At 55.8% G+C, this 15,607-nt stretch carries 10 protein-coding genes and 1 tRNA gene; 3 read left to right on the forward strand and 8 right to left on the reverse strand.

The window, feature by feature from the left end; translation table 11 throughout:
• Nucleotides 1-47 precede the first annotated feature (47 nt).
• The 3 genes from JK176_RS07360 (at nt 48) to JK176_RS07370 (ending at nt 4,260) form a co-directional block, all read left to right on the forward strand.
• On the forward strand, nt 48-473 hold the full coding sequence (locus JK176_RS07360) for a hypothetical protein (RefSeq protein ID WP_211587264.1): 426 nt from the start codon (nt 48-50) through the stop codon (nt 471-473).
• Nucleotides 474-928: 455 nt separating this feature from the next.
• Nucleotides 929-2,995 carry an AAA family ATPase gene (locus JK176_RS07365; protein ID WP_211587265.1) on the forward strand — a complete coding sequence of 689 codons (2,067 nt, stop codon included), beginning with the start codon at nt 929-931 and terminating at the stop codon, nt 2,993-2,995.
• Nucleotides 2,992-4,260, forward strand: a complete 1,269-nt coding sequence (locus JK176_RS07370) for an McrC family protein (RefSeq protein ID WP_211587266.1) — start codon at nt 2,992-2,994, stop codon at nt 4,258-4,260. Before JK176_RS07365 ends, JK176_RS07370 begins: the two co-directional genes overlap by 4 nt.
• Before the next feature lie 380 nt (nt 4,261-4,640).
• Here the strand turns inward: JK176_RS07370 and JK176_RS07380 are convergent, their stop codons facing one another.
• From JK176_RS07380 to JK176_RS07415, 8 genes are all read right to left on the reverse strand, one after another.
• Nucleotides 4,641-6,179 (reverse strand): recombinase family protein, encoded by a 1,539-nt coding sequence (locus tag JK176_RS07380; protein ID WP_211587267.1) that lies wholly within the window; start codon nt 6,177-6,179, stop codon nt 4,641-4,643.
• 407 nt (nt 6,180-6,586) lie between these two features.
• Nucleotides 6,587-7,339 carry a M48 family metallopeptidase gene (locus JK176_RS07385; RefSeq protein WP_211587268.1) on the reverse strand — a complete coding sequence of 251 codons (753 nt, stop codon included), beginning with the start codon at nt 7,337-7,339 and terminating at the stop codon, nt 6,587-6,589.
• Nucleotides 7,339-10,608: a type I restriction endonuclease subunit R gene (locus JK176_RS07390; RefSeq protein WP_211587269.1), complete on the reverse strand. Its 3,270-nt coding sequence runs from the start codon at nt 10,606-10,608 to the stop codon at nt 7,339-7,341. Before JK176_RS07390 ends, JK176_RS07385 begins: the two co-directional genes overlap by 1 nt.
• Before the next feature lie 15 nt (nt 10,609-10,623).
• A complete protein-coding gene (locus JK176_RS07395; protein ID WP_211587270.1) occupies nt 10,624-11,925 on the reverse strand; it encodes a restriction endonuclease subunit S in 1,302 nt (433 codons plus the stop codon).
• Nucleotides 11,918-14,383, reverse strand: a complete 2,466-nt coding sequence (locus JK176_RS07400; RefSeq protein ID WP_211587271.1) for a class I SAM-dependent DNA methyltransferase — start codon at nt 14,381-14,383, stop codon at nt 11,918-11,920. Before JK176_RS07400 ends, JK176_RS07395 begins: the two co-directional genes overlap by 8 nt.
• 68 nt (nt 14,384-14,451) lie before the next feature.
• A complete protein-coding gene (locus tag JK176_RS07405) occupies nt 14,452-14,835 on the reverse strand; it encodes a type II toxin-antitoxin system VapC family toxin (RefSeq protein ID WP_039732342.1) in 384 nt (127 codons plus the stop codon).
• On the reverse strand, nt 14,832-15,128 hold the full coding sequence (locus tag JK176_RS07410) for a type II toxin-antitoxin system Phd/YefM family antitoxin (RefSeq protein WP_211587272.1): 297 nt from the start codon (nt 15,126-15,128) through the stop codon (nt 14,832-14,834). The genes JK176_RS07405 and JK176_RS07410 overlap by 4 nt, the downstream gene beginning before the upstream one ends.
• Nucleotides 15,129-15,530: 402 nt before the next feature.
• A tRNA-Met gene (locus JK176_RS07415) sits at nt 15,531-15,607 on the reverse strand.

The following is a 15,607-nucleotide window of genomic DNA, read 5'->3' on the forward strand; positions in this document are numbered from 1 at the left end:
GATGGGATCGCTCTCCTCTCTCCCGGAAAGATAAAAAGACAGCATTCATGACAGACAGGCCACGAACACAAAGTGACGCTTTCGCCCGGGCAAAAGAACGGGGTCGCCACCTGGGAGCCACCATTCTGTCAGATCCGGACATGCTGACGGGTGAGGCTTTTGCCCACCGCCTCGGCCTCACTGTCTCAGACCTGCGTGATCTGAAACAGACCCATGCTGTCCTCGTTCTGCCAGATCCGTCACCACGGGGATCGCGCTATCCGGCCTGGCAGATCGACGCGACGGGACAGCCCTTCCCTGTCATGCCCGCACTTTTCGATACGCTGGGCGACAGCGGATGGACCATTTACCGCTTCCTGACGCAATCTCAGCCCGAACTTGCGGGTCAGACAGCCTTGGAAGCGCTTCGCGATGGCAGGAACGCACTGGTCGTCCGGTTTGCCCACAGCATTGCGGCAGGAACCTTCGCCTGACCGCCCTGCCGATCGAACCTCTTCACTTTACCCCTCGCACACCCTACGGGCTCGCAAAGTGAAGCTTACCCCCGGCTGCCGGAGGCATGGCAACGGGCCCGATCATTCGCAACAGCTTCAGCACAGCCTGGTGCGTGCATGGACATGATGGAAGCCGAGCATGACAGAAACGGTCTAACCCGGGCAGAGGAATTTTTTACGAGCGTTTTTTCTACGAACTCTTCTGTCGTATCCGTCCCGCATATGTATGGCGGTGCCGGTATGGATTTCTGGCGGACCAGCCATGCAAGTTCCCGGCTACGGCAGCGGCTGAAAAGACGGCACCATGACAGCCAGATGATGGGGAAAAGCAGAGGGTATGCAGAAAAAACGATCTTTGGAGTGGTTATGTGACGCAGGATTGCCTGCTGACACGCCAGCGCACCATGGCCCTGAACCGATACTGCAGATTAGTAATGAAAAAGGAAACCGGTATGACGGATGATGAAGTGCTGGCGCATTTTACGGTGGGCAGGCCAGATTTTCAGACAGCGGCATCCAACCTGACCGCAGAGGAAAAAAGCTGTCTCTGTGCCATAGCCCGTATTGTCCATGATGTAGGAATGGACTGGTATTTTACCGAAACGCCAGGAGATTATTTCAGGATTGGTTGCAAGACCGTTGCCGATTATCTCGCAGGGCGGCACGGCAAGGCATTTGGCTACCTATTGAATACAGGTGGTGGGTGCCGGTTATCTTTCAACAATGCATTGTGCAAGGATCTTGGAATAGAAGAGGGAAAGAAGTTTCTCCTGAACCCTGAATGCGTAAGCATTACCAGAAAAATAATTGATGAAAATAGGTCAGTTATTGAACGCAAGTGGCGCGGTGTCGGCCTGTGGCCCGATGCCTATCGCAAAGAAGAGCAGCCCTCGACCGCCCCACACGACACAACACCAGAGAAAAAAGACGTCATGACCGATACTGCTGCCACCGATAATGCCGTGAACCTGATCTTGTACGGACCGCCGGGTACGGGCAAGACGTATGCTACGGCGGCCGAGGCAATAGCGCTGTGTGGCGTAACCGTGCCGGAGAATCGCGCGGACCTGATGGCGGCCTATCATCGCCTGATGCGCACAGGCCAGATCGAGTTTGTGACGTTCCATCAGTCCATTGCCTATGAGGATTTTATCGAAGGGCTACGTCCCCTGCAGGAAGTCACGCCATCCGGCGCGGAAGGTGGTCAGCCTGCCGCCGGTTTCACGCTTGCGCCACAGGATGGCGTGTTCCGACGGATCGTGCGCGCGGCATTAGGCGAAGTTGGGGAAGATGAAGAGGAGAACGTATTTTCTCTCGGCGACAGGCGTGTTTTCAAACTGTCCATGGGTGTGGCGAATAACCATGAAGATGCCCATATCTTTGAAAACGCCATCCGCGACGGTTACGCAATTATCGGGTATGGTGAAGTGGATTTCACCGCCCCCCGCTTTTCCAGTTCCGATGCCATTCTCAGGGGCGTGCAGGAGTCAGGGGTCACGGATAAGGTGCTCACCTCCTCGTCCGGATGGGTCAAGATGCCAAATATCTTTCGCAACCAGATGCGTATTGGTGATATCATCGTGGTCTCGCGCGGGAATACCCAGTTTCGCGCCATTGGCCAGGTCACGGGCGATTATTATTTCGAACCGCTGGAGACAAGGCCGGACTACGCCCATCGCCGCAGGGTAAAATGGGTGTGGGTGGACCCCAAAGGCCAGCCGGTCGGTAATATCTATGCCAAGGATTTTTCCATGGCGACCGTCTATCAACTCGGCCGCAGCCTGATCAACGTTCCAGCGCTGGGGCGGTATGTCAACGGACCACAGGACGCACCGCTGCCCGAACGCAAACCCTATGTCCTCATCATAGATGAAATCAACCGTGCCAATATTTCCAAGGTATTTGGTGAACTCATCACCCTGCTGGAGCCGGACAAAAGGTTGGGCAAGCCCAATGAATTACAGGTACGCCTACCCTATTCGGGTGATCAGTTCGGCGTACCGCCAAACCTGCATATCGTCGGCACGATGAACACGGCTGACCGCTCCATCGCCCTGCTGGACACGGCGTTGCGCCGCCGGTTCGACTTCCGCGAACTGATGCCTGACCCGACAAGACTGGAAACCGTAGGGGGTATCGACCTTGCCGCCGTGCTGCGCGCGCTCAATGAACGGATAGAATACCTGTTTGACCGAGAACACCAGATCGGGCATGCCTATTTCATTGGATGCCAGAACCGCGCCAGTATCGACAGGGTCATGCGTGACCGGATCATTCCCCTTCTAGCGGAATATTTCTACGAGGACTGGGACAAGGTTGCCGCCGTGCTGGGCGATGCGGATGAAGCGGAGGGCGACCACAAGGGCGGTTTCCTGATCCGTGAAAAGTTGCTCGTCCCCCGGGGGCTGGGACTGGAAAGCGAAGGTTCTTCACGCTACCGCTGGCGCGTGCGCACACCACAGGAAGGCTTTGATTACACAAAGGGGCTGCTGGGCGCATGATCCGCCGTACGGTTCTGGAATGGGACATCGTGCCCTATGGGCAAGGAGAGATGGAAATTCCCCGTGATGCTGCCGACCGCCTTGCCGCCGTGGCGGAAAGTGCCGCCATACCAGGCGCACTGCACTACCAGCGCAACGGGTTGCGGGCTAGTGGCGTTGTGGGGGTGATCGTGGCTCCGGGGGCCGAAGTGGAAATCCTGCCCAAGATCGAAACCCCGGGGCAGCACGGCGGGCAGGCGGCTGCCAGCATACGCAAGCATCTTGTACATATGCTGGCCGCAGTACTGGATATCAACGTGGCCGATGGTGACATGGCCCATCTGGACACGCAGAACGAGACCCTGCTGGAAGTGCTGATAAGGCTATTCTCCCGGCGCCTATGCGCAGTCGTGAAGCACGGCCTGCCCCGCCGTTATGTAAAACATGCCGATGATCTGCCCGCCATGCGAGGCAGGCTGGATGCCGCGCGGCAGTTCAGCACACTGGCGGTAAGCCCGCAGAAGCTGGCGTGCCGGTATGATGAGATGACCTGTGACATTCCCCTCAATCAGATCATGAAAGCGGCGGTGGAGCGTCTGCTGCGGCTAGCGCGCGCGGCGGATAACCAGCGACGGTTACGGGAACTGGCTTTCATCTATGCTGATGTTTCCGCCGTGCCCGTGGCGGCGCTGCGCTGGGACAGCGTGACGCTGGACCGTACTACCACACGCTGGCTGGCACCGTTCCGACTGGCACGGTTGCTGCTGGGGCAGCGGTTCCAGACGACATCGGGCGGGATGACCCAGGGTTTTTCCCTGCTGTTTGAAATGAATGTACTGTTCGAGAAATACATAGCCAGCAAGCTGCGGGGGGCACTGGCGGGCACGGGGCTGCACGTCACCACGCAGGGCGGCAGGCGATATGCCCTCTATACGCCTGATAAAAAGGGCGTGTTCCGGACCATTCCGGATATTCTCATCAGGCGCGGTGACAGGATCGTGCAGATCATCGATACCAAATGGAAACGCCTGGCCCAACAGGTTGATGACCCGAAACAGGGGATCAGCCAGGCTGATGTCTACCAGATGATGGCTTATGCCAGAATTTATGACTGCCCGCGCCTCATGCTGCTTTATCCGCATCATGCACGGTTGGGGGCAGCCCCGGTGCGCAATGCGCATTGTATTGCAACAGACACTGGGCCCGATGTACTGGAAGTTGCAACGGTGGACATGTTCGCTACGACCGGCCTGCAGAACAGGTTGCGCCAGCTTTGTGAGGCATGATGATGACCGGCTGCATCGACGCGCAACAACATTATGCAGCCGGCGTGGTGCTTCCCTGCCTGAAACCCGCAAGGAAAATTTGCATCGCGCATTCAAAGCACGGACGGATCATGCTCTCGATCCATGATGCTTCCGACACACAGGACAGGTTTTCCGCGCTGCCTGCCCTAGCGGCGAGGCGTCCTGCCCGCGCTTTTCGATGCGCTGGGCGATAGCGAATGGACCATTTACCGCTTCCTGATGCAATCTCATCCCGAACTTGCCGGTCAGACAGCCCTGGAAGCGCTTCGTGATGGCAGGGACGCACTAGTCGTCCAGCTTGCCCACAGCATTGCGGAAGGAACCTTCGCCTGACCGCCAGCCGGTTGAACCTCTTCACTTCACCCCTCGCACACCCTACGGGCCCGCAACGTGAAGCGTAACCCCGACTGTCCGGCTGCCGGTGTCATGGCAACCGGCCCGATCATCCTCCGCAGCTTCAGCACGGTTTCCGTATCATCCCTTTCCCTCAGCGCGCCGATCAGCTTGCGGGCCTGTGTCGTGAAGCGGCGTGGAGCCGTCAGAACCGCACGTTGGTGGGCGCCGGCAATCTGCAGGCTGGCACGCAACTGGGCCGCCCGATCTTCAAGTTGCTGCATGCGCGTCTTCAGCGCAGGCGTATAGAGCCCATCCTCGATTGCCATCATCACTGACTGGATACGCCCATCGACCACCACAAGCTCCTGGCGCTCCCGCTCCATCCGCCTCTCCTGCAGATCACCCTGCGCCTGTCTCTCCTGCTCCAGCGGATTTGCATGCAGCATGATCGTAACGGCGGCTTCCTCCAAAACCGAACGGATTTCCGCATCCATGACCCGTCTCTCCACCGTCCGGCGATTGTCACACGCCTTTTTCCGGGCATGCGCAGCGCAGCCATAGCGTTGCCGTCCGACATGAATGATCTCTCCGCCACACAGTCGGCAGGCCAGCAGGCGACACAGTCCGGAAGATGCCGGCAGAAGCCCCTGCTCCCGCGCCTTCGCAGCAATCCGCACGCCTTCGGCAATCGCCCGGCTGCGGTTTTCGATTTCATCCTGCCGTAACTGCACGGCCTGCCAGTGCGCATCACTCACGATCCGCAGTTCCGGCACCTCGGTCCGGATCCAGCTTTCAGGTGGGTTGGGTCGCGTCAGGCGGCGGCCTGTCTGCGGGTCCTTGAGGTAACGCTGCCTGTTCCAGACCAGCACTCCACGATAGAGTTCATTGTTGATGATCCCGGTGCCACGGCTGCGATGTCCCCGGATGGTCGTGCCGGACCAGAGCCGGTTTCGAGGCCCGCAAATATCCTCGGCGTTCAGTGCGACTGCGATACGTCCTGGCGTCTGGCCATCAGCGAAGCTCCTGAAGATTCGACGGATCACCGCGGCCTCACGTTCATTGATCTGTCGCGCCCCTTCCCCCAGATCGGTGGCGACATCATACCCATAGGCGAGCCCGCCTCCGGAGCGGCCCTGCTCCACCCGTCCTCGCAGACCACAGTGGGTTTTCTCGGCGAGATCCCTGAGGAACAGCGCGTTCATCGCACCCCGGAAGCCCACCTGCAGTTCGTCAACCCGTCCGTCGGACACCGTGTGCAGGGCAACCCCGACGAAGCGCAGCCGTTTATGGATCCGCGCCATGTCCTCCTGATCCCGGGAAATCCGGTCAAGCGCTTCGGCGCAGACAATGTCGAATTGTCTGGCCCGGCCATCCTCCATCAGGCGCTGAAGTCCGTCGCGTCCCTGCAGGCTGGCTCCCGAAACCGCCTCGTCATGATACAGCCCCACGATTTTCCAGCCCTGGCGCTCCACCAGTTCCCGACAGAGCCTCAGTTGGTCATCGATGGAACCGGGATTCTGCAGGTCGGAAGAATAGCGGGCATACAGGACAGCCTTGAGCATGAACATTGTCCAAAAGTGCCCGCTTATGCCCGTTTTTCAGCACTTTGAGATCCTGCAGAGTGATGACATCCTCTGCCTCCCTCGTCTCTTCGACGGCTGGAAAGAATATGACATCCTGACGAACTACGAATTCTTCTGACCAGAGCGGCCTGCTGCGAGCGTGATCATCATCGAAATGCCGACGCTGCTGGCAACCGTAGCATCATGGCCGTAAGCTGAATATCAATTCTTGAACAAGAGAATGGAAAAGCAGCCATTGGAACCGTTAATATTCATGATGATTTTGGGAGTATTACGCAGTCACTAGACCACGTTTGTTCGCCTTAAAAGCATAGGACATGGATGGTCGTACTTACCTTGGAAATACATGACAGCGCCAGAATTAATCTCTGATGATATCAGATCAATCATAGCCCCTCGACCTGAATTCCATTCTCCGCGAGCCATGCCTTTCGCCACTGCCAGTCTGGTAAATGCTGTTCTACTTTGTTCCAAAATCTTGCGGAATGATCAGAGTGATGGGCGTGCGCCAACTCATGAACGACAACATACTGTGCGATTCTAGGTGGCAATAGGATCGCCTTCCAATGGAATGAAAACCGTCCGCCAGCACCGAATGATCCCCATCGGAAGCCCAGATCTTGTACTTTGACTTCCTTTACCACCACGCCCATTCGGTTCGAGTATTCCAATACTTTCTTCTCAAACCACTGCTGTGCGAGGCGGGTATACCACGCAACAAATATCTCTCGGCCTCGATGAACGGAATTCTTTCGCAGGCAAAAACGACCATTCTTTAATGTCAAATCAACAAGCTGATTATCGACTAGACGAAGCCGATAGCTTTTACCTAGATACAGAAAGCCTTCACCTTCAACGAACAGCTTGCTTGGAGCCCGTTGTTGTAAGCGCGACTTTTCCTCGATCTTGGTATGGATCCAGAGCAACTTCTCTTCAACGAAATCGACTAATTGCTCCGAAGCAGCCTTTGAAGGTGCCACAATTGAGAGCTCGCCGGATCTTTCGACCGTGATCTGCATAGTCTTGCGTCGATCACTACGATGAACCTCGAAAGAGAGACCATCAATTTCCAGGCGATATTCGCTTGCCCGTATCGGCTTGCCGCCGGTTCTGATGCGCGACAGAGGAAGCTTCGCCATCAAGCTGCTCTTAGCTTGTCGTCGTTGGCCTTGGCCTGTTGCATCAACTGGCTCGCCAGAGCTTCTGCTTCTGAAATACCAAGGCCCGGAATCTGCGTGTTGAGGATGATTTCGAAGATCTCGGAACGCAGATTTTCCTGATCTGCCATCTTGAAGCTGCTCCAGAGAGAACGGTTTGCGCCAACCTCCTCAATTACGCGATCCACGACTTCGCGGGTCATCTCGTGCAAGGAATGAAGCCGTTCGGCGGAATTGGCGTCATCAGGCACGCAAGCGGCAAGCACAGTGCGCAGGAATGGGAGGTAGATTTCAGGAATGTCTGAGGCGGCCTCATCATCCATGGTCTTAGCTTCCCCGCGAAGCTCGTCAATGATGGTTTGAAGCTGCTCAATGATGCGATCCCACTGCTGGCCAAAACCCTTGAGGATATCGTTCAGTCTTTCAGACATTTTCTTGAAACGAACAGGGTCGGCTTCAAGGTTTTTCCGGATGTGGGATCGGATGGCATGTTCCATCTCCGACGCTTTTGCCCTGTTTCCCGAGGCTTGCCCAACCTGATTGTCGAACTCGGCATCCGTGAGCTGGACCGGTGGAATCTTTGGATTGATGCCAAGAGAAATGACGTGATCATCAATCAGCTTGCGTACTTTCGCACCGACGTCGGACCCGATCTCCGGAATATCCCGATACCGATTACGTGCACGCGCCTGAATATAAGCAAGCCGTTTGGCATCACGGACAAAAGGCAGGCCTTCAGGACGCGGAAGGATGATTTCCAGTGATTTCAGGAAATCCTTGAGCTTGACGGTAAACTCGGCTCGAGCCTTTTCCGTCGAGAGCGTCTGGAGGCAGCCTTCGTCGTCAGACAGGTCATCAAGGCCGGCACGCCTGAAGATGTCCATCACACGGATATGGCGATCACGAAGAACCGGGATCTGGTCCTTGAGACTGGCCAGGACGCCATCAATATCTTCATCGGAATATGCAGCAAGAGCGGCCTTCAAATGGTGCGCCACCCCGAAGTAATCGACGACGATGCCACAAGTTTTGCCAAAGCCTGTTCTATTCACACGTGCTATGGCCTGTAGCAGTTCGGCTTCTCGAATGGGTCGATCAAGGTACATGACTCCCTCAATCGGCGCATCGAAGCCTGTGAGTAACATCGATTTGACGAACAGGAAGGCTAGCGGATCGGTTTTCGTCTGATCTTTATGGAACAATGGCTTCTTGAAACGCTTGATCCGGTTTTCCTGAGCAGCCCCTTCAGTCCATTGCTTCCAGGACGCATCATCGTTGTTGCCCCCTGATATGATCGCCGCGAATTCGATTTTTTCAAGGGTTGCCCGATATCGCCACGCCTGCACGCGCGCCTGCAGCTTCTCAGGTTTCGTACAGAGCATTTCGTCGTCCATGCCCTTGTCGTAATCCGAAAGCGCCGCTGCCTCGGCCAATAGTTCATCACGGGCTTCAAGAAACGCTGCATGGTAACGCACCACTGCCATACGACTGTAAGCCACCACCTGCGCTTTGTATCCATTCGGCAGCAGGTTGGTCACATAGTGCCGAAGCATATCACGCGCCTTTTCGGCGATCAGGGCTGGCGCCTCCAGGATATTTCCCTTGGTCGCGTATTTCTTCCGGATCGCTTCAAGCTCTTCATCCGTATGGCCACGGAACATGTCCTCGAACAAGCCATCCAGCGTGGCACCGTCCTTGACCGCTCCTTCGGCAGTGCGCCCCTCATACAGAACCGGCACCGTCGCACCATCTGCCTCGGCTTCCTTGATCGTATATTTGTCGATGAACTCGCCAAAGATCTGAGTTGTCCGCTTCTTCTCACCCATGATGATCGGGGTGCCGGTAAACCCGATCCGTGCACAGTTCGGCAGAGCAGCCATCAGGTTTGCATGGAGGTCGCCCGCCTGTGTCCGATGCGCTTCATCCACGACCACGACGATCGTCTCATCCTCATTCAACACCTCGAAGGCAGGGCCCTTGGTAACTTCGGCTACGTCGTCATCCGTCCGGTATTTCTGGATCGTAGCGAAGACCAGGCCCGGTCCCTTCCGCCGCGCCAGATTCTTCAGAGAGTGATTGCTCTTCGCCAATTCGACCACATCGCCCGACAGCGCCGCCGTCTCGGATAACTGTCGCTGCAGGTCCTTGCGGTCAGTGACCATAATCACCTTGAACCTTCGCAAGGCTAGATCCGTGCGCATCTTGCGGATCATGAACACCATGGTCAGACTTTTGCCCGAGCCCTGCGTGTGCCAGACGATGCCGCCACGGCGATCATACTCGCCGTCCTGAAGCCGTGTCTTGCCGCTGCGCAGTCGTTCCAAGGCACGGTTCACGGCGCGGTACTGCTGATATCGACAGATTGTCTTTATGGTCTGGCCATCCACAGTCATGAACAGCAAATAGTGCCGCAGAATATCCAAAAGATGTGCGGGTCGTAGCATTCCGGCGACAAGGCATTCCTGTTCCGAAAGGCCCTTTTTTCCTAGTGCGGCCGCTACATCATCTTCTGAGCCAGTGCCATCTGGTCCCACAACCGTCTTCCACCGACCGTAGTAATCCAACCCCGCACCAATGCAGCCCACACGGGCCTGATCGAAGCTTGTGGCAATCAGCAACTGAACCGAGGCAAAGAGAGCAGGCGCACCCTCGTTTTCCTCGACCTCCAGAGCAGCCTTGCGGGCGTTGTGATAGCGGCGGAGTTGTTTGACCGCCTCGGCCAGAGGCTCAGGGATACCTGGGCTTTTTGCCTCGACTACCACCACGGGGATGCCATTCACCAGCATCACGACATCGGGGATGATGAAGCCCTTGCCCACGTCATGGCCGGGTGGGCAATCGACACGAAACTGACTGGCAACGGTAAAGTTGTTGGCCGTCACGTCGTCCCACGCGATGTAACGGATCGTCTGGCCGCGTCCGCCGTCCCAGCCGGGTAGGCCCTCGACTGTAAGGCCTTTGAGGAGCAGTTTTGTGACCGCCTGGTTTGCCTCCATCAGCCCGCGCTGCCCGTGGCGGGTCAGGGCGCTGACGGCTTCGGAGAGGCGTGCATCATCAAGCCAAGGCTTGCCATCCGGGCCGAGATTGATCGCACGCAGGCGCTCGCGCAGGGTGACCTCGCTGATAACCTCCCTGAAGCTGGTGCGTCCCGTTAGGCCGGGGGCATCCTTGCTGCCCGTCTGCACGGTCCAGCCCATGGCGACACATTGGTCGATGAAGGGCTTTTCGACATCGTTGTATTCATGTCCCATGGATGGACTCTTCGATTACAGCAGTGGTGTGACAGACGTCCTGCCAGTAAGCAGGTCGTCCATCAGGCCGGATTTTTGGAGACGATACTTTTGCAGAATGGTCTCTTCTTCGCTTAGACGGACAGACAATTCCGAAAGGATGGCCTCAATACTCTCCTGCTCGTCGCGTGGCGGCATAGGTAATTGCGTGGACCGAATGGTCTCGCTCCGGATGGCGGACATCGTACCACCTTGCTGGTCCTTGGAAAAATGGCGAAGCACCCAGTCTGAGTAATTCACCTGAAGCATGGCCAGATACGGTGAGTATCTCGCCTGATCCAACGAGATCGTCCATGTGTGCTTGGAGGATAATGCTTCACCCACATCATCTGGGACGAGACAACACCTACCAACTGTCCCCATAATGGTAATCATCAGATCGTCGGGACGAACTGCATATCGGTGCAGTTGAAGAAACTTTCCAGGAGTTACGAAGCGCTTGTAATTTCGATCAAAGCGCTCCACGAAAACGTTGTCGATACCGAGGAATGGAATGCCTTTGCTGACCAATTCCTCCTTCAAGAGTGCGCTCCCAAAGGGGCCTGACCGCATCGCGGGATCGACGAACGCAAGCAAATCCTGCATCGCACAGACGTCCCACTCCTTGGGCAGCCAGCCGAGCGGGGTTTGCTTGTAGAGGTGGGGAGCCTCGGACTGTAGGGGACGAAGGTCTCCGTTTGCGTCGATACCGCGGGTCAGCAGGTCATGCAGCAGCCCCTGCTTTATCGCCTTCAACTTGGCCACCACCGCCTCGGTCCCCCGTATCGCCGTGTCCAATGTATCGAGGATCTCGGCAATCTTAGATTGATGATCTCTAGACGGCAGTTCGACCTTTAATTCGACCATATCACGTTGGAAAAGATGTGGGATCGAGCTTCCTGATACTTTGTCATCAATTAGCTTCTGAAAATCTCGGCCATTCAGGATATGGTAAAGGTAACGGAAATCCAGCCTGCGCAGTGGCCGCAAAAGCATCATGGTTCCATTGATCGTGGCGTCCCCAGGAAGATCGTCTATGCGAGCAACTCGGCCGATTGTCCCGTCTTTCGTGATGATTACATCACCAAAACGTAAGATGATCTCATGCGATTCCAAATATCTCTGTTCAGTGATATGATCGCACTTATCCCATATGATTTGTCCCCCCCTGATATGCTGGCCGGCAATCAGGTATGGGCCATCTTCCGTGTACTCCGAAGATGACAATCCGCGCCATCCAATGCGCGCCTTAATATAACAAATGTCGCCAAGGCGTTCTGTTTGCCGGGCCTCAGACATACCCTAACCCCTTGAGGAACCCTGCCAGTTTCTCTGTTGCCTCAGACCTCACTCTTTCGATTTCAGCAAGGGTGACGCGATACTTGTCCCACCAGTTTTCAAAAGCAGCCACGATCTGCCCGCGTTGCGCGACAATGTAGTGGGCCAGGATATTCTCTATGTCGGCATGTAGGATCTTCAGCAGTAGTTCAGCCGCTGCTTTATCCGTCAGGTCATCGACGCCCTTGTTCAACTCAGCGGTGAACTGGTCTTTTTTAGTTTTGAGAGTCTTCTTGATCTCGGCCAGCTTTTTCTTCCAGCGTTTGATCTTTGCCTCATCCACCTGTTCGGCATCGTCCTCTTCTTCCTCGCCTTCTTCGGGCGTAGCGGTCGCGGCCTTGATCTGCGTCTCCAACTCGGTCTTGCGCGCTTCAAGTTTGGCAATCTCAGCCACAAAGCTGCTCATCAGGAAGGTGACCAGCTTATGGTCCAGCGGGTTCTCCTTATTGCCCCTGTCCTCCAGTGCGGTGACGATGGAGATGCGCCACGCGTCCACTACTCCCCTAGTACCGCGCGCCATGAGAGTAAGGAAGTCGAACCGCGACTGGTTCCAGAACTGCGCTATGATCCCGCGCACGGTGAACGGATCCAGTATGGCGAGGCTCTCGAGCGTGATCGAGAAGCTGGACAGAAGCTCGTCGCGCAGTTTGATGAGCGAGGTCGCGCTTTCATCGCCCGCAAGTGCGGCGATGTCGTCGGTGTGGTCGGCCCACCAGCGGTTGAAGTTGTCCCGGATTTCGGTCTCGCGTGCCACAAGGCTGGCGTTGGTCTCGATAGCCGGTTTGATGTCAGCCCTGACGGTGATGCGGGCGGCGAAGTCCAGATAGCGGTCATCACGAGGCGTAAGCAGGTCCATTGGATTCAGACCGTGGGACTTGAAGAGTTCTGCCTTGGCTTCGACCTCGGACTTCGGAATGCCGCCGATCAGGTGGGCGCGTACGTCATGCGGCTCAGGGGGCGGAGCGTTGTCGGCATAACGGCGGATATTGAGGTTCCAGTCGTTCTCTTTCAACGTCTCAAGGTCAACGATGGCAGAGAAGCCGGGGATCGCACGGTATTCCTCGAAGGTGGTGACGATCTTCTCGATATGCTCGGGCATCAGATGGTTCTGTGCGCGGCCTTCCAGGTATTCACGGTCAGCGTTGATGAAAAGCACCTTGCCCTGACGCTCGGCAGGTTTGCCCGAGACGAGGTTTGCGCCTTCGTGGATGCGTTGGCGCAGAACGATGACGCAGGCGGGGATGCCCGTGCCGTAAAAGAGTTGCGGGCCGAGGCCGATAACGGCTTCTATCTGGTCATTTTCAATGATCTGCTGTCGTATCTTGGCTTCATCGCCGCCGCGAAAGAGGACACCGTGTGGCATAACGGTTGCGATTATACCGCCGTCTCGGGTCACATGCAGCATGTGCTGCAGGAACATGAGGTCAGCTTTCTTGGAGCCCAGTGGGACCTCATGAGAAAAACGTTCGCGAAACTTGGGCTGCCAAACAGGTTTCCCCTCCTTATTCGTGTCCTTGGAGCCCCAATTAATCGAGAAAGGTGGGTTGGTTAAGATCCGATCGAACCGGCGAAGCTCGCCATTCTCGACATGCTGTGGCTCTCCGAGGGTATCCTCGTTGCGCAGGTCGGCGCTGCTCATGCCGTGAAGCAGCATATTCATCTTGGCTATCGACCAGACAGTTCCCGAGTATTCCTGACCGAACAGATTGGCCTTGCTTCCGTCCTGCCCGTTCTCGTCAATGTAATCCTTCGCGGCAATGAGCATACCCCCCGAACCGCAGCATGGATCGTAGATGTCATGTTCAAGGCTCGGCTTCAGCAGGCGGACCATCATACGAACAACTGAACGTGGAGTGTAGAATTCACCACCTTTCTTGCCAGCAGAGTCAGCAAACTCACCAATCAGATATTCATAGGCAGCGCCCAGAAGATCAGGGAATTCAAAATCCGCATTTAGAAGACGAATTTCTCCGAAATGGTTAATAAGCTGGCGAAGCTTCTGATCATTGATTTTGCTTTGCCCGACCTTCCTTGTGAAATCGATGTGATCAAGCACCCCTTCAAGGGCAATGTTCTCCGCTTCTATGCCAGCGAGTGCCTTGTTAAGCATGTCGCCGATGTTTTCATGGGCTTCGTCCATCAGATATTGAAAGCGAGCCTGCTTAGGCACCCAGAAAGTACCACTGCGGCCATACCAGACCTTATTCTCGGCGTCTTTTTCGGCTTGCTTACGTGATGCGCCTGCTGCAATGCGTTTTTCAATTACGTTAAGACGTGCTTCTTCAAAAACATCGGAGCAACGCTTCAGAAAAAGCATTCCGAAGATATATTCCTTAAATTCGGAGGCATCCATTTTGCCTCGAAGAATATCCGCTGCACTGAACAGGTGTCGCTCAAGTTGAGAAAGGGTAAGTGGCATTGATACTCTCTAGTCTGACTTGCTCACAGTTTGTGGCATGAGACGAATTCTGACGACAGTTTCCGTGTTCATGAACAGCGCATTCGCTTGATGGGATAATGATCCATTTGCCCGTCTTCCGAAAGAAATGTGGCGTGTTCAGCTTGCGCCTGCGCCATAAGGAGATGGTCAAACGGATCACGATGATGCAGAGGCAAAGACATCAGGATCTGAAGATGTTCAGGCTGTATTTGCAGTAGAGAGAAACCTTCCGCAGGAATGGCTGCCAGAATGTCGTTCATATCCGCATCCAGTTTTCCGATACGGATTTTGATCGCAATCTCCCATAATGATACAATGCTCACCAGAATATCGTGGACCGGATCTGCAATGATCTCCCGTGCAGTCTCACCCAGCCGGTCGGAGTCCGAAAGCCACCACAGCAATGCATGCGTATCGAGCAGAACCTTCACAGGTCGCGGTCCATACTTTCAAGAAAATCTGACGGCGTTTGATCAAAATCTTCGCTCATTCTGATCCGCCCGCGCAATGCGCCGGGTTGACGACGGGGGCGATAGGAAGGAGCCGGCGGCCGCAGTTCAGCCACAACCTCATCATGAGACGTCACGAGGATCGTGCTGCCCTGTCTGACCTGCCGAAGATACGCTGTCAGGTTTCCCCGGAACTCCCGAACACCGATTTTCCGTGGGGATGGCGCGTTATCTGAAAGATGCTGGCTCATGGTCTCCTCCTTGTGTGTCATCATATCATGTACACACAAAGGGGAATAGAGAATTCCCGATACATATTCATTTTCAGAGATCCATGGCTTCCGACAGAGCCAGAGTATCCTCGACTTCTACCCCAAGAGCGCTTCATCCCGGCTCAGCACGACAGGCAGATTGATATGGTCTCTGTGTCGAAGTTTATGCCTGCCCGCGGGCAATGTCTCCCACTCTTTCTCCTAAGCCCGCTTACACCTTGGCACGCCGCATCCCGTCCTTGTACGCCCGGGTACAGGAGAGTTGGTTGCGGGTGTCATGGACCCCGATTTGAACTTACCGGTTCCAAGTCATTGAAATAATGGGGAATTTGATAGGCGTATGGTGTTGGGTGCAACAAAAAACCCCGCCAAGTCAGTGACTTAGCGGGGTTTTGAGGGTGTTTCTGGTTGCGGGGGTAGGATTTGAACCTACGGCCTTCAGGTTATGAGCCTGACGAGCTACCGGGCTGCTCCACCCCGCG

This window comes from Gluconobacter sp. Dm-73 (assembly GCF_018256215.1).
In the GTDB taxonomy this organism is placed as follows: domain Bacteria; phylum Pseudomonadota; class Alphaproteobacteria; order Acetobacterales; family Acetobacteraceae; genus Gluconobacter; species Gluconobacter cadivus.